We start from the raw sequence: 21,394 nt of genomic DNA, 5'->3' as shown, positions 1-21,394 counted from the left end.
GGAATGGTGGGCGAGATCATCTCGGAATGCTGGGCGACATCGAGCGGAATCCGCAAGGGACCGGGGGGCAAGCGGAATTGACCCTTCACCTCGATCGAGGAGGTCATACCTGGCGGCCTCGCACGTCGGGCGCGCGTCGTGCCAGCGGGGCAGTACCGCCTTCCGAGTGAAAGCGGTTTTTTCGACTAATAGGCGCGAAAGGGAGGAACAACCCCTTGGTTTCGCGGTTCTTTCGGCGCCGCCGGCCTGAGTGTCGCTGGGCGCCTTCTGGGCCCAGCTAAGCCAAGCAACGCGGCGGTTCGTACCATTTTGCTCTATGGAGGATTTGGATATGAAAGCCACCCGTCTCTTCACTTTGCCGTCCACCAGTCTGACTCACCTTGGTGGGCTCGCGCGGTCGCATCGTCTCTCGGGCAGCCCGTTCCAACTTCAGAACGGCTCTGGCGTTTGAAGGAGGGCAAGTCATGTCAATTGCCTCAGCCCTCCCGGCCATCCATTCGGAAGCCGGGTTATCCCGGTATCTGCAACAGATCCGTAGCTTCCCGATGCTCGAGGCGTCCGAAGAAGCAATGTACGCGAGACGTCTTCGACATTGTGGCGATCGCGAAGCTGCCTACCGCTTGGTAACGAGCCATCTACGGCTCGCCGCCAAGATCGCGCTGAAATATCGGCGCTACGGTTTGCCGATTGCCGACCTGATCTCGGAAGCCAATGTCGGATTGATGCTGGCCGTCAAGCGGTTTGATCCTGAAAAGGGATTCCGCCTCGCCACTTACGCCACGTGGTGGATCAAAGCGTCCGTACAGGAATTCGTCCTGCGGTCCTGGTCACTTGTGAAGCTCGGCACGACGGCCGCACAAAAAAAGCTGTTCTTCAATCTTCGAAAGTTGAAGGCGCGCCTGGGTGCGCCGGACGAAGGGGAGCTTTCGGCTGAACAGGTCAAACAGATCTCTGAGCAACTTCAGGTCAAGGAAGCCGATGTCGTCGAGATGAACGGGCGGATCCGCGGCGACATGACGCTGAACGTTCAGCTTAGCGACGAAGAAGGTGAACAATGGCAGGACAGACTCGCCGACTCCTCTCCTGATCCTGAAACCCTGCTGGTGGAGACCGGAGAGCGTGAACGGCGGAAGGCCGCACTGTCCGAAGCCTTGAGCGCGCTTTCAGCGCGAGAACGCACCATCGTCGAAGCTCGCTATATGGCAGAGGAACAAAGAACACTGGACGATCTTGCTATAACGTTTGGGATCTCTCGTGAGCGAGTTCGCCAGATCGAGCAGCGTGCCTTGAAGCGCATAAAGACGATGATGTGCGCACGCCTGCCCGATCTTCGGGCGGCTTCAGCGAACGCACAATAAAGCGGACCGCGAAAAGGGCTGCACCGGCTGCTGATCGCATGGATCAGCAGCCGGTGCAGATATCAGGTACGATTACTTCAGCCGAAAACTCGCGCTCCTTCCGGCCATCTGATCTTGTTCTTGCAGGCTTAGCCCGCGGCTGTGAGCCTTGGTTGCCGACAAACTGCTTTCCGGCGGCTTCAGTGCTTTGCACAGCTCGCGACAAATCCGCTTCTTTCGCGTGCAGAGAAGCCATCATGCCGAGTAAAGCAGCGAATACCATCAAGGTCCGCATCCCTGATCACCCTCCTTCAACGATGCTCCAATGTGCTGCGTTGCTCCGCGGCCGAGCAACATCTCGGTTTGATGATCTAACTTTTCAACTGTGCAGCGAGCTATTCCGACGCTGATGAGGCTTCGCGCCGCGGGCGCTATCGGTGAGCAGAGTTGGGGCAGAAAATTTGGTCACTTCCTCTTGAAAGTAGAGCCTTGGCTCCTAGGTGGATTTTCGCCCGGGGGCCCTACCGGCGGCATCATCATTCCGGACACCGCGAAGGAGAAGCCGCAGCAGGGCGAGGTTGTCGCCACCGGGCCCGGCGCACGCAACGAAAGGGGCCAACTCGTTCAACTCGACGTCAAGCCAGGCGACCTTGTCCTGTTCGGAAAGTGGTCTGGCACCGAGGTCAAGCTCGCCGGCGAGGAATTCCTGATCATGAAGGAAAGCGACCTTCTGGGTGTCATCGACAAAGCAGACACCGCCAAGAAGGCAGCGTAGCGCGCTGACAGTCATAGAGGGAAGGAGGGTTCAAAATGGCTGCTAAGGACGTCAAATTTGCGACGGAGGCCCGAGAGCGCATGCTGCGGGGCGTCGACACGTTGGCGAATGCCGTAAAGGTCACGCTCGGTCCCAAGGGGCGCAACGTCGTGATCGAGAAATCGTTCGGTGCGCCGCGCATCACCAAGGATGGCGTGACCGTCGCCAAGGAAATCGAACTGGAGGACAAGTTCGAGAACATGGGCGCGCACATGGTGCGCGAGGTCGCCTCAAAGACGAGCGATGCCGCCGGTGACGGCACCACAACGGCCACCGTCCTCGCGCAGGCCATCTTCAAGGAAGGCAGCAAGTCCGTCGCCGCCGGCATGAACCCGATGGACCTGAAGCGCGGCATCGACTTGGCCGTCGACGCCATCGTGTCCGACCTGAAGTCACACGCCAAGAAAATCACCTCGAATGACGAAATCGCGCAGGTGGGTACAATCTCGGCCAATGGCGACACCGAGATCGGTCGCTTCCTGGCCGACGCCATGAACAAGGTCGGCAATGAGGGCGTGATTACGGTCGAGGAGGCCAAGAGCCTGCACACCGAACTCGAAGTGGTTGAGGGTATGCAGTTCGATCGCGGCTACATCTCGCCATATTTCGTCACGAACCCCGAGAAGATGCGCGTCGAGCTCGAGGAACCCTACGTTCTGATTCACGAGAAGAAGCTGTCGGGCTTGCAGACCATGCTGCCGCTGTTGGAGCAGGTGGTTCAGTCCGGTAAGCCGCTCCTGATCATCGCGGAAGACATCGAAGGCGAAGCGCTTGCGACATTGGTCGTCAACAGACTGCGCGGCGGACTGAAGGTCGCGGCGGTGAAGGCGCCCGGTTTTGGCGACCGCCGCAAGGCAATGCTGGAGGATATCGCGATCCTGACCGGCGGCAATGTCATCAGCGAAGACCTCGGCATCAAGCTGGAAAAGGTCACGGTGAAGATGCTTGGCCGCGCCAAGAAGGTGGTCATCGACAAGGACAACACCACCATTGTCGGTGGCGCGGGCGCCAAGAAGGATATCGAGGCTCGCGCCCAGCAAATCAGACTGCAGATCGAGGAAACCACCTCCGACTATGATCGCGAAAAACTGCAGGAGCGGCTGGCGAAGCTTGCCGGAGGCGTTGCGGTGATCCGGGTGGGCGGCGCGACGGAGGTCGAAGTCAAGGAACGCAAGGATCGCGTCGATGATGCGGTGCACGCAACGCGCGCAGCGGTCGAAGAGGGCATTCTCCCCGGAGGCGGGGTCGCTCTTCTGCGCTCCCTCAAAGCGCTTCAGGGCATCAAGACAGCGAACCCGGACCAAAAGGCCGGCATCGACATCGTCCGGCGAGCCATTCAGATGCCGGCTCGCCAGATCGTGGAGAACGCCGGCGAGGATGGGTCGCTGATTGTCGGCAAGCTTCTGGAGCACCAGAGCTACAACTGGGGCTTCAACGCGGCGACTGGCGAGTACGAGGATTTGGTGAAAGTCGGTGTGATCGATCCCGCCAAGGTCGTCCGCACCGCTTTGCAGGACGCCGCGTCGGTGGCTTCGCTGCTGATCACCACCGAGGCGCTCGTGGCCCAGAAGCCGAAGAAGGCTGAACCTGCTCCGGCAGCTCCCGCCATGGACTTCTGAACGATAGAGCCCGGCCGAGGACGGCCGGGCTCTGCCGATGAGAGGAGAGAATCAAAGACGGAGTCTCGCATGAACAGGTCTGACCGTCGTCGGCTCAGGATGAAACAGGACGCGATGCATTGGTTCATGTTCTCCCTGAGCTTTCTCACCATCGCCTGGATCTGTTTTCGAACGATTGGAGGAGTATAGATGTTGAGCCATCACCATACGTTCTCCGCCCGGACGGAGACTAACCGAAATCTGCGGCAACGGCTGCTCGCTCTGCTAATGGGCGGCGCAATTTCCATGACCGCCTTCGGCGTCTACGGTATGGAGAGCCCGCGCGGAGCCGAGACGACGCAGAGTGCTTTCACGGGCCTGCAACTGCCGCCAATCCCATATCTCGATACGATGCCCTGGATGAAATGGCCGGAGCCAGCAAAGATGAAGATCGACATCTTGCTGCCGCCGACCTCTGCGCCGACCAGCATCTTTCCGCAGCCGACGCCCCGCCCTATCGGACCGGCTGCAACAAGCTGAACCTCAGGGAGCGGTCCGCCAGGCCGCTCCCATTTCAGTGCGAAGCGCGAGCGGCGATCATGTCCGGACCGAATTCGGCAAGGCATTCCGTACGCGGAAGTTCCGACCTGGCCTTCCGCGCAACATTCCGGCCTGACGTTCGCGACTTTCTCATCCGGGGCAGTCAGAAGGTGATCGTTCACTACGAGCGCCTCCTTTCGACCGCCAAGAGTGAGGAAGAACGCCAGCTCTATCAATCCCGAATTGAGCGAGAGCAGCGCGTGATAGATGATCTGCGAAAGGGTGCTCTCCCGGAACGCTTCGCCGCGTAGTCACTGAGCGAGCTTCCGCGGAAAAAGTGCGCATGGCCTCTTGAACTCGCGCATGTCAGTTCTAGTTCGTTTCTCGACCGCGACTGCGGTGTGTCGAGCGCCAGGCCGGGCTCGGCACAAGACGCTGGACCGGAGGTATTCGACCCAACCGAAACTCCCGTCCTGCCTAGCTTCGTATCCATATTGCTCTTAGGAGGACTTGGCTATGAGGACACTTGATTTTACGCCACTCTGGCGCACCACCGTCGGCTTCGATCATCTGGCTGACCTTGTCGAGGGCATGTCGCGCCAGCCGACAGAGGACAACTATCCTCCGTACAACATCGAGCGGTCCGGTGAGGATCATTATCGAATCACGCTGGCCGTGGCCGGCTTCGGCGCCAACGATATCTCAGTGACGGCCGAGCAGAATGCTCTCACGATCGAGGGCAAGAAGTCTGATGGTGCCGCGCGCGAGTATCTGTACCACGGTATCCCGGCGCGACCGTTCCGGAGAGTCTTCAGCCTCGCCGATTATGTTCAGGTGAAGCAGGCATCCTTCCAGGATGGTCTTTTGATCGTGGATCTCGTTCGAGAAATTCCGGAAGCGATGAAACCGCGGAAGATCCAGATCGGAAGTGGAGAGGCCTCTTCGTCTCAAATTGAGCAGAAGAAGGCAGCATAGACTGGCTCGACATGGATGCTGAGTTGTGACCTCGAGCTAGGTCGCGCTCCCTCGGAGCGATCTCGCGGCGAGCATCATTGCTCACTAATACGGAACCCCGGGTGGCGACGCACATCGCGCCGCCGCTCATGACGTAAGCACCATCCCTTTAGTGGACTTATAGGGAGGCACCCATGACCAACGTTAACATTGATGGCGGTGGCATGCATCCATTCTTCCATCCCGCCGCTCACTACAGTTCGCCGGCGGAAGTCCTGAATGACAAGGAGCTCTCGACCCCCGAGAAGCGAATCATCCTGTCTTCATGGGCGTCCGACATGTACGCCGTGGAATCCCGTCCCGATTTGCGGGAGATCCCTGGCATCGGCCATTCGGTACGGTTGAGCGACATACTTGGAGCGTTGCGTCAGCTCGATGGCGGCGACGATGACGATCCGCCCCGTGGCGGCGGCGTCCCCATGCGGTTGCGGCGGCCTTGGGCGGCCGCCGCACAGCAGAGGAGCCTGTGATGGTTACAGAAGCCGTTCTGGGCATCGTTCTGCTTGGCCACGCCGCAGCGGCATGGGCAGTTCCGATCGTGGCATGGCAACGAGAGCTTCTGCCTCTGCTTGATGACTCCACGCGCATGCAGGAGTGATCGAGATGCTTGGTCAGCGAACAATATTGGCATGGGTTTTAGTTGCCGCGTTCTTCGCGTCTCCACCAGCCTCAGCTCAAGTGCCGGACCTGAAGACAGGCGGTACTGTGCCAACATTGGCGCCGCTGGTTCGACAAGTGACGCCCGCCGTAGTCAACATTTCCGTGCATGGTCGTGTGCGCGAAGACAATCCGCTTTATCGTGATCCCTTCTTCCGCGAATTCTTCGACATTCCCAAGCAGGTCGAGAAAGAGGTCAATTCCACGGGTTCGGGAGTCATCGTCGATGCCACTCGCGGGTACGTTCTGACCAACAACCATGTTGTCGAGGGTGCCTCTGTGGTCCAGATTACGACCAAGGACGGTCGCCAGCTTTCTGCAAAAGTAATCGGACGCGATCCCCCTACCGACGTTGCTGTACTGCAGATCCAGAACCCTGTCGGGCTTCAGGGGCTTCGCTTCGGCGACAGTGATGCGCTTGAAGTGGGAGACTTCGTACTTGCGATAGGCAATCCCTTTGGTCTTGGCCAAACCGTCACGTCTGGCCTCGTGAGTGCGCTGGGTCGCACAGGATTGAGCAAAGAAGGTTATGAGGACTTCATCCAGACCGATGCTGCGATCAATCCGGGAAATTCCGGCGGCGCATTGGTCAACCTTCACGGTGAGTTGGTCGGGATCAACTCGGCTATCATTTCGCCGGGTGGAGGTAATGTGGGGATCGGCTTTGCAATTCCTGCAAACATGGCGCGGCTGGTCATGGACCAGATTGTAGACAAGGGTCGCGTCGAGCGCGGCCGCATCGGAGTCTCACTGCGCGACGTCCAGCCATCGACCAATCAAGGTCGTAACGAAGGTGCGGTCATCGCAGAGGTCTCGCCGGATTCGCCCGCTGAGAAGGCGGGTTTGCGCAAGGGTGATATCGTTATCAAGGCGGATGACCGTCCGATCCGCACGGCCTCCCAACTTCGTAACAAGATCGGTCTCGCGCGTGTCGGCCAAGACGTCAAACTTACGCTCGTGCGCGGCGAAGCCGCCAGCTCAGTGGTCGTCAGAGTCGCCCCGCCAGCGGAGGCGAGTAGTGCATCCACTGGCTTGCGCTAGGTGGAGGACCGCGAGGTTCGTACCCAACGGTAGTACAAAGCGGCTGAGCGAGATGCGCTCAGGCGGAGCAGCACATTCATTCCCAAGAGCACTATCTCCCCAACCGGCGACAATTGGCTAAAAGAGAAGGTCCTATGGCCTTCTATGGCAACCACCTGACGTCCTCAATTCTGTAGCTCTTATCTCCTCCTGGCGCCTCTACAGTCACGAGCGCACCCTTCGACTTGCCAATCAAGGCTCGGGCGATCGGTGAGTTCACCGAAATCTTGCCTCTAGCAGGGTCGGCTTCCGGTTCGCCAACAATCTGGCAAGTTCGCTTCACGCCCGTATCCTGATCGCTCAGCGTGACCGTCGCGCCAACCTTGATGGTTTGGCCAGACAGCCTGGATACATCGATGACTTCTGCACGCGCGAGTTTCGCTTCCAAGTCGGCTATCCGGGCCTCGTTATGGCCTTGCTCGGTCAGCGCCGCCTGGTATTCCGAGTTCTCAACGAGATTGGGATCGTCGGCGATCGCTTGCTGAATGCGCTCGGCAAGCTGCGGCCGCTTGATCCTGACGCGGTCGTTTAGTTCGGCCTGAAGAGCGGCGTGGCCGGCCGCAGTCATAGGAAGGGTTGGCATCGCAATAGCTGACGTTTGGCACTGAGCCGAGGCCGGCCGGGCTGCCTTATCAGCCGAACTCGCGTCGGGCTGAAAACTGCCCTGAACCATCGTTGTTCCAGAGCGACGCTCTTGGGGCGCCAGTCTACGAGGCCGCACCGGACGTCTTGTCCACGTGCAGCTGTAGCCCGAGGAACTGCCGTTGTGGTCGAGAGTTTAGTGCGTATCAAGAGCCCACTTCGGCGCGGACGCAGACCGAGCGTCCGACGATCGCGTTGCTTGTTGCCGCGATAGAGCAACATCGGGGTTCAGACCAATGTACCAGCATGCCGAACTCGCGCCTGCGATGACGAGCATAGCAATGCTCCTCACGCGCAAGCAGCACCTGATCAGCCGCCTGGAAGAGAATCCCGGGCCAAGGGAACGCGAGGAGATCGACCGTCTTCTCGAAAGGGTGGATGCCGAGCTGGACGCAGTTGATAGCCCGGATCGGCTCTGAGCATTGCGGCATCTATGTCGACGCGTTCCTATTCCGACCTGGGCGGTGCCGATCAAGAGGACGCGGCATACCTTGAATCGCTGATCCGCCAGGATTTTGAGCGATGCCATCCCGGAGAGACTCTTGACGATCTCAAACGCCGGGCAGCCTTTTCAAGAGAGGACAGAGGATTGCTGCGCGACTGGATGGCGGTCGCGGCACGGCGGGCCGCGGAGGAGCGGTCCAGGCGGACTCAGTCCAACTCGACGGCCTAGCTTACTCCTTTAAGCGGCTCGGTTTACCAGGCCTGGTAGCTCGCTCTTGATCCCGGTCATGATAAAATTTACTGTGATCGCCGCAATGATCAACGCCATCACGCGCGTCATGACGTTGATGCCGGTTCGTCCCAGGAACCGCTCAATCGCAGCAGCCATCCACAACGTCAGGCCGATCAGCGCGGTCGCGAGGACAGCCGCCGACGCCAAGAATGCCTTGCCAAGCCATCCCGGATTGTCATTCGAAAGAGTGACCATGATGCTCAACTCGGCCGGTCCCACGAGCAAGGGGAATGCAAACGGCGTGATGGCGAGTCCATGTACGTCGACCTCGCTGTAACTCGCTTCATCGGCGCGAGGAATGAACTTTCCATGTTGCGCCTGGAACATCTCGAACGCGATCACGAGCACGAGCAGCCCGCCTGCGATCCGGAAATCATTGAGCACCACATTGAAGAAAGCCAGAATCTCCTTGCCGAACATCGCAGATCCAACGAAGAAAACGGCGACTGCGCCGCAGGCCAAAATGATAATCCGGTGGGTCTTTACTGCGCCAGCACGCCCGGTCATGGCCAGGAACACGGGGATGGCTCCGACCGGGTTCGTCAGGGCGTAGAGGAGGATAGTAGTGCCGACAAACTGGTTCCACGCCACGGTCGTTTACTTCCTCTCTGTCAGCCAAGCGCCTGTCCTTTTCCGAGATCTTGAGGCAGGCATTGGCTAACTCCGATACGAGATCGCGGTTTCGGCCCGTGCCGGTGCAGCAGCTTGACTCGGCAGCAGAAATTCGTACGAAATAGACGCCGGGAGATGTCCGCGCCAAGGTGCCTGCTCAAGGGCCTGGGCCTTTGTCTTCGCGAAAATCACGACAATCACATCCAGCCATGCCGGCCGGGCGAACGAAGCCTGCTCGTCGGCGCGCGCGCTCGGGACGATCGGAAGACAAATGAACATCCCTGAAAACAGCGCCAAGACGCATGCGATCTCGACGGGAATTGCCGGCTTTGACGGCATCCTGGATGGTGGATACGCTTCGCATCGCGTGCATCTGATCGAAGGCCAGCCGGGAACCGGTAAGACCACGCTGGCCCTCCAATTCCTTCTAGAGGGAGCCTCGAGGGGGGAGCGCTGTCTCTACATCACGCTCTCCGAGAGCAAGGACGAACTACGGCAAGTGGCTGAAACCCACGGCTGGAATCTGGAGGGCATCGAGATCTTTGAGCTCATCCCCGCAGAGCTCAGCCTCGACCCCAAGCAGCAGCAGACAGTGGTTTACGCGTCCGACCTTGAGCTCGGGGAAACCACGAAGATGACCTTCGATGAGGTTAAGCGGGTGGCTCCTTCCCGCGTGGTTTTTGACAGTCTCTCCGAAATCCGGCTTCTGGCGCAAAATCCGCTGCGGTATCGCAGGCAGGTCATTGCCTTGAAGCATTTCTTTGCCCAGGAGGGATGCACCGCGCTTCTTCTGGACGATCTGACTGACGACGCCGATGATCTCAATCTGCACAGCCTCGCTCACGGCGTGGTCCGGCTCGAACATAACGCGCTGCAATATGGTGCTGAGCGCCGCAGGCTCCGCATTTTCAAGATGCGTGGGCGCAGCTTCCGGGGCGGCTTCCATGATTTCGTCATTCGCAAGGGCGGACTGGTCCTGTTTCCACGCCTGATTGCGTCCGAGCACGTGGATGGCGCGCCGGCGGCGGAGCCGCTCCTGAGTGGCATCGGCGAGCTCGATCAGCTGCTGGGAAGCGGGCTCGACCGCGGCACCAGTACTCTGCTGATCGGCCCGTCCGGTTCAGGCAAATCGTCCATTGCCATGCAATTCGTCATCGCGGCGCTTGGCCAGGGAGAACGCGCTCTCTTCGTGACCTTTGACGAGACCAAGGCGATCCTGATGAAGCGCTCGGCCGGAATGGGCTGGCATTTGGATCGGGCGATCGCATCAGGACAGCTCCTGCTAGAGCAGGTCGACCCCGCAGAGCTTTCTCCCGGGGAGCTAACCGGAATGGTGCGCCGGCACGTCGAGACCGACAATGTACGAGTTGTCGTCCTGGACAGCTTGAGCGGCTATCAGAACGCGATGCCCGCCGAGCAGTTCATGCTGCTGCTGATGCACGAAATGCTGACCTATCTCAATCACCGCGGAGTCGTGACGATCTTGACTCTTGCGCAGCACGGACTCGTCGGTTCGATGCAGTCAAGCGTCGATCTCACCTACCTGAGCGATACGGTCCTGCTGTTGCGCTTCTTCGAGGCCGCCGGAAGAATCCGGCGGGCGATCTCGGTGCTAAAGAAGCGCACCGGGCGCCACGAGGACGAAATCCGAGAGTACCGGCTCGATAGCCGCGGAATCCGTGTCGGTCCTCCTTTGGCGGAGTTCCAAGGCGTCTTATCCGGTTCTCCCGTCTATACAGGCCAGCACGGCGCGCTCCTTGCGACGAGGAGCAATGGACAATAATGATGCAGGCCCGGATGGGCCGGTGCTGGTGTTGGCGCCGTTCGGTCGTGATGCCCGCGTCGTCTGCTCGGCGCTGCGTGACGTTGGCATCCATGCGTTGCAGCAATCGAGCCTTTCAGAGTTGGTGGCCAACCTGAATGATGCCGCCGCGGCGGTCATTGCTGAGGAAGCGCTGGTCCACGAGTATCGTGGCGCATTGGCCCATTGGATCGCCAATCAGCCACCTTGGTCGGATTTTCCTTTCGTGTTGCTGACACTGAGGACTGGCCAAAATAGCGCGGCTCTTACGGAGCAGATTGAACTGCTTGGTCATGTGACGGTCCTTGAGCGTCCATTGGCTGCGACCTCTCTCAGGAGCGCGGTATTGGCGGCCGTGCGAGGCCGCAGGCGCCAGCGACAGGCCGAAAAGTACCTAGTGGAGTTGAAGCGGATGGCTGACACGCTGGAGCGGCGCGTGGAAGAGCGGACCGCGCAGCTCTCCGAAGCGAACAAGCGCCTGAGAGAGGAGATGGTGGAACGAGAGCGTACCGAAGTGGCGTTGCGTCAGGCCCAGAAAATGGAGGCTGTGGGGCAACTCACCGGTGGCATCGCTCACGATTTCAACAATCTTCTGATGGCTATCATCGGCAATCTCGAGCTGATTGCTCGGCGAGTCGAGGACGAGCGCACTCAGCGATATGTCCGCAACGCCATGCACGGCGCGCAGCGCGGAGCCAAGCTCGTAGGACAGTTGCTTTCATTCTCCCGCAAGCAGCGTCTCGCGCCGGAGCCCGTCGACGTCAACCAGCTCGTGGATACGGTCGCAGAGATGCTGTCCAGAACCCTTGGCGTCTCCATACGGGTTGACGTTGTCACGCAAAAAGATCTTTGGCCTGCACTGGTCGATTCGACCCAACTTGAGCTAATGTTGCTCAATCTTGCGATCAATGCGCGAGACGCAATGCCGGAGGGTGGTCTCCTTACGATCGAAACAAGCGTTCTCCACGGTGTCCCGGAAGATCTGCGGACCGACCTCAGGCCAGGTGAGTATGTCTCAATTGCAGTGAAAGACACTGGCACCGGAATGACTCCGGATGTTCTGGCGCGGGCTTTCGATCCATTCTTCACCACCAAAGAGCCCGGCAAGGGAACGGGGCTTGGATTATCGCAGGTCTACGGGTTTGCCCGCCAGTCCGGCGGGACAGCCAAAATCGAAAGCGAAGTTGGTCGGGGAACGGTGGTGCGAATCCTCTTGCCACGATCGACCGACATTGTGGTCGGAAGCGACGAGCGCCAACCGGACACTCCAGGCGCCGGAGCAAGGGAGCACATCCTCGTTGTGGACGATGATGCCGGCGTGCTCGAAACGACGCGGAGCATGCTGGACGATCTTGGATACCAAGCTATCGCGGCCGACAGTTTGGATGCTGCGCTGGCAACCCTTTCCGATCAAACTATCGATTTGGCGATCATCGATCTCGCGATGCCAGGCGCCTCGGGGATCGACGTAGGACTCGAACTTCAGCGAAAGCAGCCCGGGCTTCCTGTGGTGTACTGCAGCGGCTATGCAGATCTCATAGAAGAGACCGGCAAGCGCATCAACTGCAGTATGTTGCTAAGCAAGCCGTTCTCATCAAGAGAGCTCTCAGCGAAACTAGAAACGGTGCTTGGCGCAAAGAGCAGCCAACACTCCGCTTAAGGCGGGCGCAGCGATCAAAAAGCCCGGCTACGTTCGATGTTCAGTCGATACCGGTCCGCACCATTGCGCGTGCCAGCTCCAGTTCGCTGATCGCTTGCCGCAATGACCTGCGGGCCGCGCTCTTGTCGCCGTTCGCGCAAGCGGTTTTCAGGTCCTTAATGTGCTGGACTGCGGTCTCCGCGTGTGCGACCACATCCGCAGCGCCTGCAAAACTGCCTTTCCGCTTTGTGTCCATGGCGGGCGTACAAACCCTCGAGCCTGTTTGCTGTTTCGAAGCAAGACGGGAGCGGGGCCCGCTCCCGTCGATCTGCACTCATTTGGAATTGATCGCAATCCGCTTCACCTTCGATTCAGCTTGCGGCAGCTTCGGCATGGTGACTGTTAACACCCCGTTCTTGAACGCGGCAGATATCTTGTCCTGATCCACGTCCTCGACCGGGATGCGCCGTTCAAACCGGCCATAGTAGCGCTCGCTGAACTTGCGATCCTTGTCTTCCGTCTCGGTCTTCTTCTCTCCCTTGATCAAGAGAACGCCGTTGGCGAGTTCGACCTGGACGTCCTTCTCCTCGAGGCCCGGCAACTCTGCCGTGACCTTGACGTCCTTGTCGCTCTCATTGACCTCGATGCTCGGCCAATTCATCGACTGCTCGAAAAAGCTGCCGCCAAATGGCGCGACATCGAAGCCACGGAAGACATCATCGAACAGCCGGTTCATCTCTCGATGCAGAGTGAGAACCGGATTGTAGTTTTCGGAGCGACGGGTGGTCAGATCACGACCACGGCCCCAGGGGATCAGATCAGTGATAGCCATAGAGTTTCTCCTTTCGTTTCTGCAAACGTCCGCGACGCGGCGGGGCCACGCCGCGAGCTCCAACTGCGAGCAGGCGGTGCGTTAGGCCGCTTGCTTGTTCTCAACTGGTTGGTGGTCGCCACCTGTGGTGATCGCAATCTGGCGCGGTTTCATCGCGTCCGGGATCTCCCGCACCAGATCGATCTTGAGCATACCGTTCTCGAATGAGGCGCCCTTCACCTGCACGTACTCGGCCAGACTGAAGATTCGCCGGAACGGGCGTGAAGAGATGCCGTGATAGAGATACTGGCGGCCGCCCTTCTCGGCCTTGCGACCCTCAACGGTCAGCGTGTTCTGCTCAGCCGTGATCGAGACCTCGTCGGGCGTGAAGCCCGCAAGAGCCAGCGAGATTTGATAATGGTCCTCGCCGACGCGTTCGATGTCGTAGGGGGGATAGTTGTCCCCGCCGGTCCATTGGCCGGAGTTCTCGAGAAGGTCGAACAGACGATCGAAACCAACGGTCGATCGCCACAGGGGAGCAAGATCAAGCGTGGTCATAGCCATATCCTCCATTGAGCAACATGGTTCTGGGCGCTTCGGACACCTGCCGGGCGCCCGCCAACCGGGCCCTCTCTCAGGCGCCCGGCGATGCCGCGCGATGGCTCGCGCTTTCGCTCATCAACTTAGAAGGGGACCGAGTCATTTCAAGTCCTGTCGGCATCTTGCGAAAACTGCGATGCCGCACCCATGTTTTTAGCAGGAGTGGCTGAGACGAAGGATTTTCTCCTATCATCCTGCTGCGCCTCGGCCGGTCCCTCCAAACGCACCTACCCAGGGAGAGTGACCATGGCAGCAGTCCTCGACGATGTCATCGAAACGGCGCTTCTCGGATCCTTTCCAGCGAGCGATCCGCCGTGCTTTGCCGCCCTCGGCGTCAGCATCGGCTCTCCAGGCAGGTCTGGCGTCGGGCGCGCGCGATCAGGCCGCCGCGGTGGCCCAGTGTCATCGGAACGAGTGGCTGCTTCTCAGGTTCATAGCGCTGCCGCGCACCGGCGTGGCCATGTGGCAAAGCCGGCCGGATCTCAGGCTTGAAAAATACACCCGGCTGGAGGCACGGAGGACAAAATGAAGATCGCGCAAATTGCCCCGCTATTCGAAAGCGTGCCGCCCCGGCTTTATGGCGGAACCGAGCGGGTGGTGCACTACCTGACGGAGGAACTGGTCAGGCAAGGGCACAAGGTCACTCTGTTTGCGAGCGGGGACTCCATCACATCCGCCGAACTCGTCCCCTGCGCGACCCAGGCCCTCCGGCTCGATCCGGATGTCAGAGATTCGATTCCGCACCAGATGCTGCTGCTGGACAAAGTACGGGAGCGCGCTGGGGAGTTCGACGTCCTCCACTTCCATGTCGACTATTTGCACTTTCCACTGTTTCGGACGCAGGCGGGAAGGACGGTAACGACCCTCCATGGGCGGCAGGATTTGTCCGACCACATGCCGTTCTATGCCCATTTCCCCGAGATGCCCTTGGTCTCGATCTCCAATGCCCAACGCGCGCCGCTGCCGCGGGCCAATTTCGTGGCAACCGTCTACCACGGGCTACCGCTCGATCTGCATAAGCCGACTTTCCAACCGGCCGGCGGCTATCTCGCCTTCCTCGGACGAATTTCACCGGAGAAGCGGCCTGACCGCGCGATCGAAATTGCGCGAGCAGCAGGACTGCCGTTGAAGATTGCCGCGAAGGTCGACAATGCCGATGAGGCCTACTTCCGCGATACCATTGCGCCGCTGCTCGACGGCCCGGGGGTAGAGTTCATCGGCGAAATCAATGAGAGCGAAAAGACGGCATTTCTTGGGAACGCTGCGGCACTGCTGTTTCCAATCGATTGGCCGGAGCCATTTGGCCTCGTCATGATCGAGGCCATGGCATGCGGCACGCCGGTCTTGGCGTTCCGCGGAGGATCGGTCGCCGAGATCATTGAGGTCGGCATCACCGGACGTATCGTCGAAAGCGTGGAGGAGGCCGTACAGGCTGTCCCCAATTTGCTTGCGCTGGACCGAAGGGCCATTCGCGCGCGTTTCGAGGAGCGCTTCTCCGCAAGGCGCATGGCCGGCGATTACTTGAGGCTTTATCAGAAGATGCTGCGAAAGCGCGCCGCATCCGAGCGTCACCTCGCGAGCTTGGCGGAGTATGCGATCGCCAGCGCGCATCCTCGACCGGATACTGCAATTCAAACTGAACCCAATTGATGGGGCCTGATCCGGGAGGTCACCATGACACCCAGTGATGTCTCGAACGCCGATGCACCGGGAGCGCCGTCGACACATGGTTCCGAGAGCAGCCCAGCCTGGGCGCGCTGCCTTGATGGCGATCGGGAGGCCTTCCACGACTTGGTTACCCCGCACCTGGACGAGCTGTTTGCGGCCGGTCAGCGAGACATCAGATACCACGTCGCTGTCGGTGACCTTCGAGAGGGCGATCTCTCCGGGGAGGAACTCGTTGGCGAGACCCTGCTGCGAGCCTGGCGCGATCGCCGAACCCGGCCGCAGCTCCTCAGCCTTCGCGCGTGGCTATTGGGACTGCAGTTTCGCGTGCTGATGCGCATCGTGCGGCAGGAGCAATTGCTGCGGCGCCTCATTTCCGTGTCGTTGGAGGCGCGTGCGCCCGAGCCTCCCATCTACGATGATGACGAGGGCTTCTATGAGTGGTTCCAACCGGACGAGGTGGTGCGCTGGGAGGATGTATTGGCCGCGGAGGCCCATTTGCAGCCTGCTGACGAGGTATTCGAGGAGAACGTTCCCGGCCTTTCGCCGGTCGCCCGCCAGGTACTGGTCATGCGGCATGTCCATCGTCTCAGCTTTACTGAGATCGCCGTCGGCTTGCGAATTTCGCGGGAAAGTCTGTCGCAGTTCTGGCGAGAGGGGCAAGCCCGCTTGGCTGAATTGATGAGGAGGACCGGAAATGAAGGCTCTAAGCCTCACCATTGACGCGCATCATGCACTCACTCCCGAGTTGCGGGACCGGATCGTCCAGAACGTTCGCACGCGGATGCAAGAGCACCCCTATCGCTTGCTCTCCCCCGAGCATTTCCGCGCTCTCGCTGCGCTCGACACGGCCGGCCCGCCCATCGTCAGCCTCTATCTACAGCTGACCCCAGAACGGCGCGTCGGGCGCGCTTGGCAGTCGGCCCTGTCAGCCCTTAGCCACCGGATCTCTCAGACGGCTGATCAGGCCGCTCGAGCCAGCGTTAAGGCCGACATCCAGGATATCCAGGCCGCGCTGGATCAGCAATTGCCCGGACTTGGTCGTGGCGCTGCATTCTTCGCTTGCCGCGAACGTGGGATCTGGCGGCAGATCGCCCTGCCGATTCCGCTGCCGGACAGTATCCAGATCGGACCCCGGCCTCACCTGCGACCTCTATTGCGCACCTGGGGCCGCAGCGACCGAGCGCTACTTGCGCTCCTGTCGCGGGAGCAGAGCCGCTTTTTCGTCAGCCATCTCGGCAACATCGAAGAAATCTACCGCGTCAAGGGGCGGCGCATTCGGGGCATGCTGACGGATCGTGTTCCGCGCGACCGCCGCGATGCGCTGGCGACGCAACTGATGAAGGACGAGGCAAAGGCCTTAGCTTCGATGGCCGAAATTATCGGCCGAGAGTTCGAAACGTCCCACATCCTGCTCTGCGCGCCTCCAGACATGAGCGCGGCCTTCCGCGATCATCTGTCCAAGGACTCTCTCTCCCGCCATGCGGCGTTCGAGACCAGCGTACACGCGTCACCCGCCGAAATCGGTGCTGCGGCCGCCGCGATACAAGATCAGCTCAAAGTCTGCGAGGAGCATGAGCTGATCGATCGGTTGCGCGAGGCGAATTCAGTGGCGGTCTCAACGGGAACGCAGGAGACCTTAGACTGCCTGAGCGAGGGACGAGTGCTCACCTTGGTCGTTGACGACAGCTACGCTGCTGCTGGCACGCAATGCCGGCACTGCGGGAGCTTGTTCGAAGACGCACAGCTGTCCAAGTGTCCGGTTTGCGGCGAGGCCGATCTCGAGGTGGTCGATGACCTCGTCGAGGCGGCGCTCCAGCAGGCGCTTGAGCGCAGGGCACAGATCGCCTTCGTCCGCGATCCGACGTGCCGTTCAGCCCTTTCTGAAAAGGCGCCGTTACAAGCCTTGCTGCGATACTGAAAAGGCGGCCTTCTGGCCGCCTCCACCGTGACATCGGATTGCAAGCCGAACTGCGACCCGTCGCCCGCATTGGCATGCATAAGTGCTGCAGATAGGAATGTCCCGGCCCGCATCAGTTTCGACCACTTGCGTCCGAAAGACGGGACAACCAGATATTTGGTGCGCGCTCGACCCAATCGCAGGCTGCCCCGGGCCGCCACGAAGGCGCCAAGGCGGAAAAGGCCGTGCCGTCCCCGGCTGCCTGCGATCGGGCCGAAAATCCTCCTCCTCTTGCATCTAGTTAGCTCTCCGAGGTGAGTCATTCCATGGCCAGCAGCTCGGGCGAGCCTCTCCGCGACGTATTTGCGTGTGGCATGATCGCCGCCATGACCCCGCGCATGGATGGACACGGGCCAAACCTCCTGATGCCGCCCAGGACCGCTATGAGAGCGACAAGGCGGTGGGAAACCGTTTACCATTCGCGCGAATCCGCTTGAGCTGGGCCATCTGATCCGGTACATGCTCGCGGTACACACAACCCACCGAGGTTGTCTGGAAACGCTGATTTCACTGCGGTTTTCGAGCCCTCTTGGGCTCTGGCAGAGAATCCCTCCCTCTCCGCCATAACCTGCCGATGATCTAGAGCTCCAAACTCAGCCTTGCATTGGATTGTTCTGGAGCTCTGCCTTTCTGCGACGCGCGCGCAGTGCGGATTCGGACTTATTACAAGCTCGCGGATCGCTCTTGGAATTCTGCCCGACGCGTCGAACGCTCCCCGCGTAAGTCATTGATCTTGCAGCTGCCATCTACTGTGCATGGGGTTGTTTTCGTGCTTTTTGTTGCTGCTGCCCGAAACACCCTCTGCCCGCCGCCAGCTTGAACCCACTCCTCGCACGATCCGACCCAGCAATGCCCCGCCATCCGGCGGGACCCGAGTGATCCCCAGCCATGTTCGACAAATCCTACCGGCAACGCCTCGAAGCCGATCTTGCGCGATGGGAGGCCGACGGCGTGATCGCGCCGGCAGCCGCGGCTTCTATCCGCAACGTGCTGCCGCCACTTCCCGCCGGCATCAACATCGCCGTGGTCGTCGGCATCGTCGGTGGGCTGCTGATCGCGGCTGCGTTCCTCGCTTTCGTTGCGGCGCACTGGATGGAGATCGCGCGGCTGTTGCGGTTCGCGATCCTGCTCGCCGGCATGGTCGTCACCGGCGCGCTCGGTGCATGGTTCGCTACGACCGGCCGCAACGTTCTCGCCGATCTCTGCGCCAGCATCGGTGCGATCATCTTCGGTGCGGGCATCGCGCTGGTCGGCCAGATGTATCATCTCGGCGAGGACTTTGCCGGCGGCATGTTGTTGTGGTCGATCGGCGCGTTCGCCGCGGCGCTGCTGACCGGCTCGCGCGGTGCGCTCGCGGTCAGTCTCGTCGCCGCCAGCATCTGGACCTGCATGCGGACCTACGATGCGCCCGACGTCCTGCATCTTCCGTTCGTGGCGGTCTGGCTGGTCGCAGCAAGCCTCGCCTTCGCCTGGAATTCGCGCGTCGCCGCCCATCTCGTCGCGCTCGCAGTGTTGCCGTGGTGGATCGCGACGTCGCTTCGCTTCGATTTCGCTGGAGCCCAGCCGTCATTCGTGCTGGCGAACGGTGCGGCCCTGCTGTTCGGCGCCGGGCTCGCGCTCGCCGCAGCACCCTCGCCGCGGGCGCTTGGCCTCGGAACGGTCCTGTCGATCTACGGAGCGTTGTCGCTGGCCGGCGCCGCCGTCCTGGAAGTGACGACCGTCGACGACATCATCCGCCTCCGGACCGCCACGGTGCCGGCCCAGCCGCTGTGGGCGATGCTGTGCGGCGCTGCCGGTGTGATCCTTGCCCTCGTGTCAGCCGGGATCACCAGGCGCATCGGTGAAGTCCTGGCGGGGTGCGCGATCGCCCTCGTGCTGATCGCCGCGCCGCTCTGGCCGGCATCTGCGGCCGGCGAGCCATGGTTCTCCTATGCCGCGCTGCTCTGTGCCATGCTGTGCCTCGTCGTCTCCGGCATGCTCGACGAGGTGCGTCCGCGCATCATTGCCGGCTGGCTCGGCATCGCGGGCGTCATCGCCGGCATCACCTGGGCCGTGAAGGGCTCGCTGCTGCGCCGCTCGGTCTTCCTTGCGGCGGCCGGGATCATCGCGATCGCATTCGCGACCGCGCTCAACCGCCTGATGCCGAGGGCCGCGCGATGATCGAGCTGGCCACATCCGTCGCAAAACTCTGGCAACGCATTCCGAAAGCCGTGCTGTTCGGCGTCGCCGTCCTGCTGCAATGCGCGCTGCTGGTCCTGATGGTCGCCGATCGCATGCAGATCCTGCGCGAAGGCACCGAGGTGACGTTGCAGACGCAGCCGGTCGATCCCCGCGATCTCCTGCGCGGAGATTATGTCGTGCTCCGCTACGACATCTCGCAAGTGCCGGCGGGGGCGCTCGCCGGCAAGGTTGCCGACGCGCGCCATCCCGATGTGTTCGTCAAGCTCGCGCCCAATGCCGACGGTCTTTACCAAGCGGTCTCGGTGCATGCGGAGCCCGTCACGGTCACGGCGCCCGAGGTGCTGATCCGCGGCCGCGTCGGAAATTACGGCGGGTCCTGCGGCGCAGACCGGCGCCGCTTCTGCGACAAGCTGCCGATCAAATATGGCCTAGAAAGCTATTTCGTGCCCGAAGGCGAAGGCAGGAAGCTCGAAGACGCGCGCAACCAGCAGAAGCTGCGCATCGTCGCCGCCGTGCTGCCGTCAGGCCGCGCCGCCATCAAGCGCCTGCTGCTCGACGGCGAGCCGGTGTATGAGGAGCCGTTGTACTAAGGCATGACGAAGCTTGATCGCTGCAGCAACGGAGGTGCACTCCTTCTCCCGCTTGCAAGCGGGAGAAGGTGAACGACCCGCGGCTATCGATTCGAGCTGAGGCCATTCGGCTTTAGGGCTCTATCGTTCGCCCGCCTTCAACGCCCGTCGCAGCACGTCCCAGACCTGCGCATCGCCCATATGGGCCACGTTGAACCGCAGGAAGTTCTGTGCGGTCTGCGACACGCTGAACACGTTGCCCGGCGCCAGCACGATATCCTCGTCCAGCGCGGCGCGCGCGACGGCCGTGGCGTCCTGTCCGCCCATGAGTCGGCACCACAGGAAGAAGCCGCCGCGCGGCATCAGCCAAGGCTCGATGCCGAGCGCCTGAAGCTTGCGCGCGACGTCGCGACGCGAGCGCGTGAGCTTCTGCCTGAGCTCGTCCATGTGCTTGCGATAGCTGCCGCCCGCCAGGACCTTTGCGATGATCTCGGTCGCGACCGGGCTCGGCCCGCCGAAGCTGGTCGCGACCTGGAGATCGACGAGATGCTCGATCCAGTCGGCGCGGGCCGCGATGTAGCCGCAGCGCACCGATGCCGACAGCGTCTTGGAGAAGCTGCCGATGCGGATCACGCGGGTGAGGCCGTCGAGCGCGGCCAGGCGCGGCGAACGCTCCGGCTCGAAGTCGCCAAAGATGTCGTCCTCGATGATGGTAAGGTCGTGCGCCGCGGCCGCGGTCAGGAGCCGGTGCGCGGTCGCAAGAGACAGCGTCGCGCCGGTCGGATTATGCAGTGCCGAATTGGTGATGTAGAGCCGCGGCCGTTCGCTGCCGAGGATCTGCTCGAAGCGCGCGACGTCCGGGCCCGACGGCGTATAGGGCACGCCGATGATCCTGGCCTGATGTGCCCGCAGCAGCGCACGGAAATTGAAGTAGCAGGGATCGTCGACCAGCACGGTGTCGCCGGGACGGAGCAGGAAGCGGCAGACGAGGTCGGTCGCCTGCGTGCCCGAGCCCGTTAGCATGAGCTGATCAACTGACGCCTCAACCGCATCTTCAGCCAGCCGCGTGATCAGCAGCCGGCGCAGCGCCAATGCGCCGCGCGTGCTGCCATAGTCGGTCAGCAGGCTTTCGTCGGCG

The 21,394-nt window shown here is 61.2% G+C and carries 20 protein-coding genes and 1 pseudogene; 15 read left to right on the top strand and 6 right to left on the bottom strand.

The window, feature by feature from the left end:
* The first annotated feature begins 464 nt into the window (after nt 1–464).
* The gene (gene rpoH / locus AX729_RS27505; protein WP_061027352.1) at nt 465–1,358 is read left to right on the top strand and encodes an RNA polymerase sigma factor RpoH; all 894 of its coding nucleotides are present in this window, start codon (nt 465–467) and stop codon (nt 1,356–1,358) included.
* Nucleotides 1,359–1,401: 43 nt separating this feature from the next.
* Here the strand turns inward: rpoH and AX729_RS40010 are convergent, their stop codons facing one another.
* Nucleotides 1,402–1,623: a hypothetical protein gene (locus AX729_RS40010; RefSeq protein ID WP_156457238.1), complete on the bottom strand. Its 222-nt coding sequence runs from the start codon at nt 1,621–1,623 to the stop codon at nt 1,402–1,404.
* A 240-nt stretch (nt 1,624–1,863) separates the two neighbouring features.
* On the opposite strand from AX729_RS40010, the pseudogene AX729_RS27500 reads away from it, so the two are divergent.
* From AX729_RS27500 to AX729_RS27470, 6 genes and pseudogenes are all read left to right on the top strand, one after another.
* Nucleotides 1,864–2,112, top strand: a pseudogene (locus AX729_RS27500) (co-chaperone GroES); the annotation flags it as partial.
* 35 nt (nt 2,113–2,147) lie between these two features.
* Complete coding sequence (gene groL, locus AX729_RS27495; RefSeq protein ID WP_061027351.1) at nt 2,148–3,770, top strand: chaperonin GroEL; 1,623 nt, start codon at nt 2,148–2,150, stop codon at nt 3,768–3,770.
* 404 nt (nt 3,771–4,174) lie between these two features.
* Nucleotides 4,175–4,600 carry a hypothetical protein gene (locus AX729_RS41305; RefSeq protein ID WP_245325421.1) on the top strand — a complete coding sequence of 142 codons (426 nt, stop codon included), beginning with the start codon at nt 4,175–4,177 and terminating at the stop codon, nt 4,598–4,600.
* Nucleotides 4,601–4,805: 205 nt separating this feature from the next.
* Nucleotides 4,806–5,264, top strand: a complete 459-nt coding sequence (locus AX729_RS27480; protein ID WP_061027349.1) for an Hsp20 family protein — start codon at nt 4,806–4,808, stop codon at nt 5,262–5,264.
* Nucleotides 5,265–5,437: 173 nt separating this feature from the next.
* Entirely contained in the window at nt 5,438–5,773 is a 336-nt protein-coding gene (locus AX729_RS27475) for a hypothetical protein (RefSeq protein WP_061027348.1), read from the top strand.
* Nucleotides 5,774–5,906: 133 nt separating this feature from the next.
* Complete coding sequence (locus AX729_RS27470) at nt 5,907–7,001, top strand: trypsin-like peptidase domain-containing protein (RefSeq protein WP_061027353.1); 1,095 nt, start codon at nt 5,907–5,909, stop codon at nt 6,999–7,001.
* A gap of 142 nt (nt 7,002–7,143) precedes the next feature.
* Here AX729_RS27470 and greA read toward each other — a convergent pair whose 3' ends face one another.
* Nucleotides 7,144–7,623: a transcription elongation factor GreA gene (gene greA, locus AX729_RS27465; protein ID WP_061027347.1), complete on the bottom strand. Its 480-nt coding sequence runs from the start codon at nt 7,621–7,623 to the stop codon at nt 7,144–7,146.
* Nucleotides 7,624–7,918: 295 nt separating this feature from the next.
* Here greA and AX729_RS27460 point away from each other — a divergent pair, with 295 nt between their 5' ends.
* A complete protein-coding gene (locus AX729_RS27460; RefSeq protein WP_061027346.1) occupies nt 7,919–8,101 on the top strand; it encodes a hypothetical protein in 183 nt (60 codons plus the stop codon).
* Between the two features lie 263 nt (nt 8,102–8,364).
* Here AX729_RS27460 and AX729_RS27450 read toward each other — a convergent pair whose 3' ends face one another.
* On the bottom strand, nt 8,365–9,009 hold the full coding sequence (locus AX729_RS27450; RefSeq protein WP_245325420.1) for a MarC family protein: 645 nt from the start codon (nt 9,007–9,009) through the stop codon (nt 8,365–8,367).
* A gap of 292 nt (nt 9,010–9,301) precedes the next feature.
* Here AX729_RS27450 and AX729_RS27440 point away from each other — a divergent pair, with 292 nt between their 5' ends.
* Both AX729_RS27440 and AX729_RS27435 read left to right on the top strand, forming a co-directional pair.
* Nucleotides 9,302–10,813: an ATPase domain-containing protein gene (locus AX729_RS27440; protein WP_061027343.1), complete on the top strand. Its 1,512-nt coding sequence runs from the start codon at nt 9,302–9,304 to the stop codon at nt 10,811–10,813.
* On the top strand, nt 10,803–12,491 hold the full coding sequence (locus AX729_RS27435) for an ATP-binding protein (RefSeq protein ID WP_082770550.1): 1,689 nt from the start codon (nt 10,803–10,805) through the stop codon (nt 12,489–12,491). The genes AX729_RS27440 and AX729_RS27435 overlap by 11 nt, the downstream gene beginning before the upstream one ends.
* A gap of 313 nt (nt 12,492–12,804) precedes the next feature.
* Here AX729_RS27435 and AX729_RS27425 read toward each other — a convergent pair whose 3' ends face one another.
* The gene (locus AX729_RS27425) at nt 12,805–13,302 is read right to left on the bottom strand and encodes an Hsp20/alpha crystallin family protein (protein ID WP_061027340.1); all 498 of its coding nucleotides are present in this window, start codon (nt 13,300–13,302) and stop codon (nt 12,805–12,807) included.
* Between the two features lie 81 nt (nt 13,303–13,383).
* Complete coding sequence (locus AX729_RS27420) at nt 13,384–13,839, bottom strand: Hsp20 family protein (RefSeq protein ID WP_061027339.1); 456 nt, start codon at nt 13,837–13,839, stop codon at nt 13,384–13,386.
* 567 nt (nt 13,840–14,406) lie between these two features.
* On the opposite strand from AX729_RS27420, the gene AX729_RS27415 reads away from it, so the two are divergent.
* The 5 genes from AX729_RS27415 (at nt 14,407) to AX729_RS27395 (ending at nt 20,277) form a co-directional block, all read left to right on the top strand.
* Nucleotides 14,407–15,531 carry a glycosyltransferase family 4 protein gene (locus AX729_RS27415; protein ID WP_061027338.1) on the top strand — a complete coding sequence of 375 codons (1,125 nt, stop codon included), beginning with the start codon at nt 14,407–14,409 and terminating at the stop codon, nt 15,529–15,531.
* Nucleotides 15,532–15,555: 24 nt separating this feature from the next.
* Nucleotides 15,556–16,269, top strand: a complete 714-nt coding sequence (locus AX729_RS27410) for an RNA polymerase sigma factor (RefSeq protein ID WP_197433683.1) — start codon at nt 15,556–15,558, stop codon at nt 16,267–16,269.
* On the top strand, nt 16,244–17,467 hold the full coding sequence (locus tag AX729_RS27405; protein ID WP_061027336.1) for a baeRF10 domain-containing protein: 1,224 nt from the start codon (nt 16,244–16,246) through the stop codon (nt 17,465–17,467). The genes AX729_RS27410 and AX729_RS27405 overlap by 26 nt, the downstream gene beginning before the upstream one ends.
* A gap of 927 nt (nt 17,468–18,394) precedes the next feature.
* Nucleotides 18,395–19,666, top strand: coding sequence for a DUF2157 domain-containing protein (locus AX729_RS27400; protein ID WP_061027335.1), 1,272 nt, complete (start codon nt 18,395–18,397; stop codon nt 19,664–19,666).
* A complete protein-coding gene (locus AX729_RS27395; protein WP_061027334.1) occupies nt 19,663–20,277 on the top strand; it encodes a GDYXXLXY domain-containing protein in 615 nt (204 codons plus the stop codon). The genes AX729_RS27400 and AX729_RS27395 overlap by 4 nt, the downstream gene beginning before the upstream one ends.
* A 120-nt stretch (nt 20,278–20,397) precedes the next feature.
* Here the strand turns inward: AX729_RS27395 and AX729_RS27390 are convergent.
* The coding region (locus tag AX729_RS27390) for an aminotransferase-like domain-containing protein (protein ID WP_061027333.1) at nt 20,398–21,394 on the bottom strand (997 nt) is incomplete at its 5' end.

Source organism: Bradyrhizobium sp. CCH5-F6, assembly GCF_001556045.1.
GTDB lineage: Bacteria > Pseudomonadota > Alphaproteobacteria > Rhizobiales > Xanthobacteraceae > Bradyrhizobium.
Note: the sequence above shows the minus strand (reverse complement) of the source record. Positions and strands in the feature narration are given on the sequence as shown.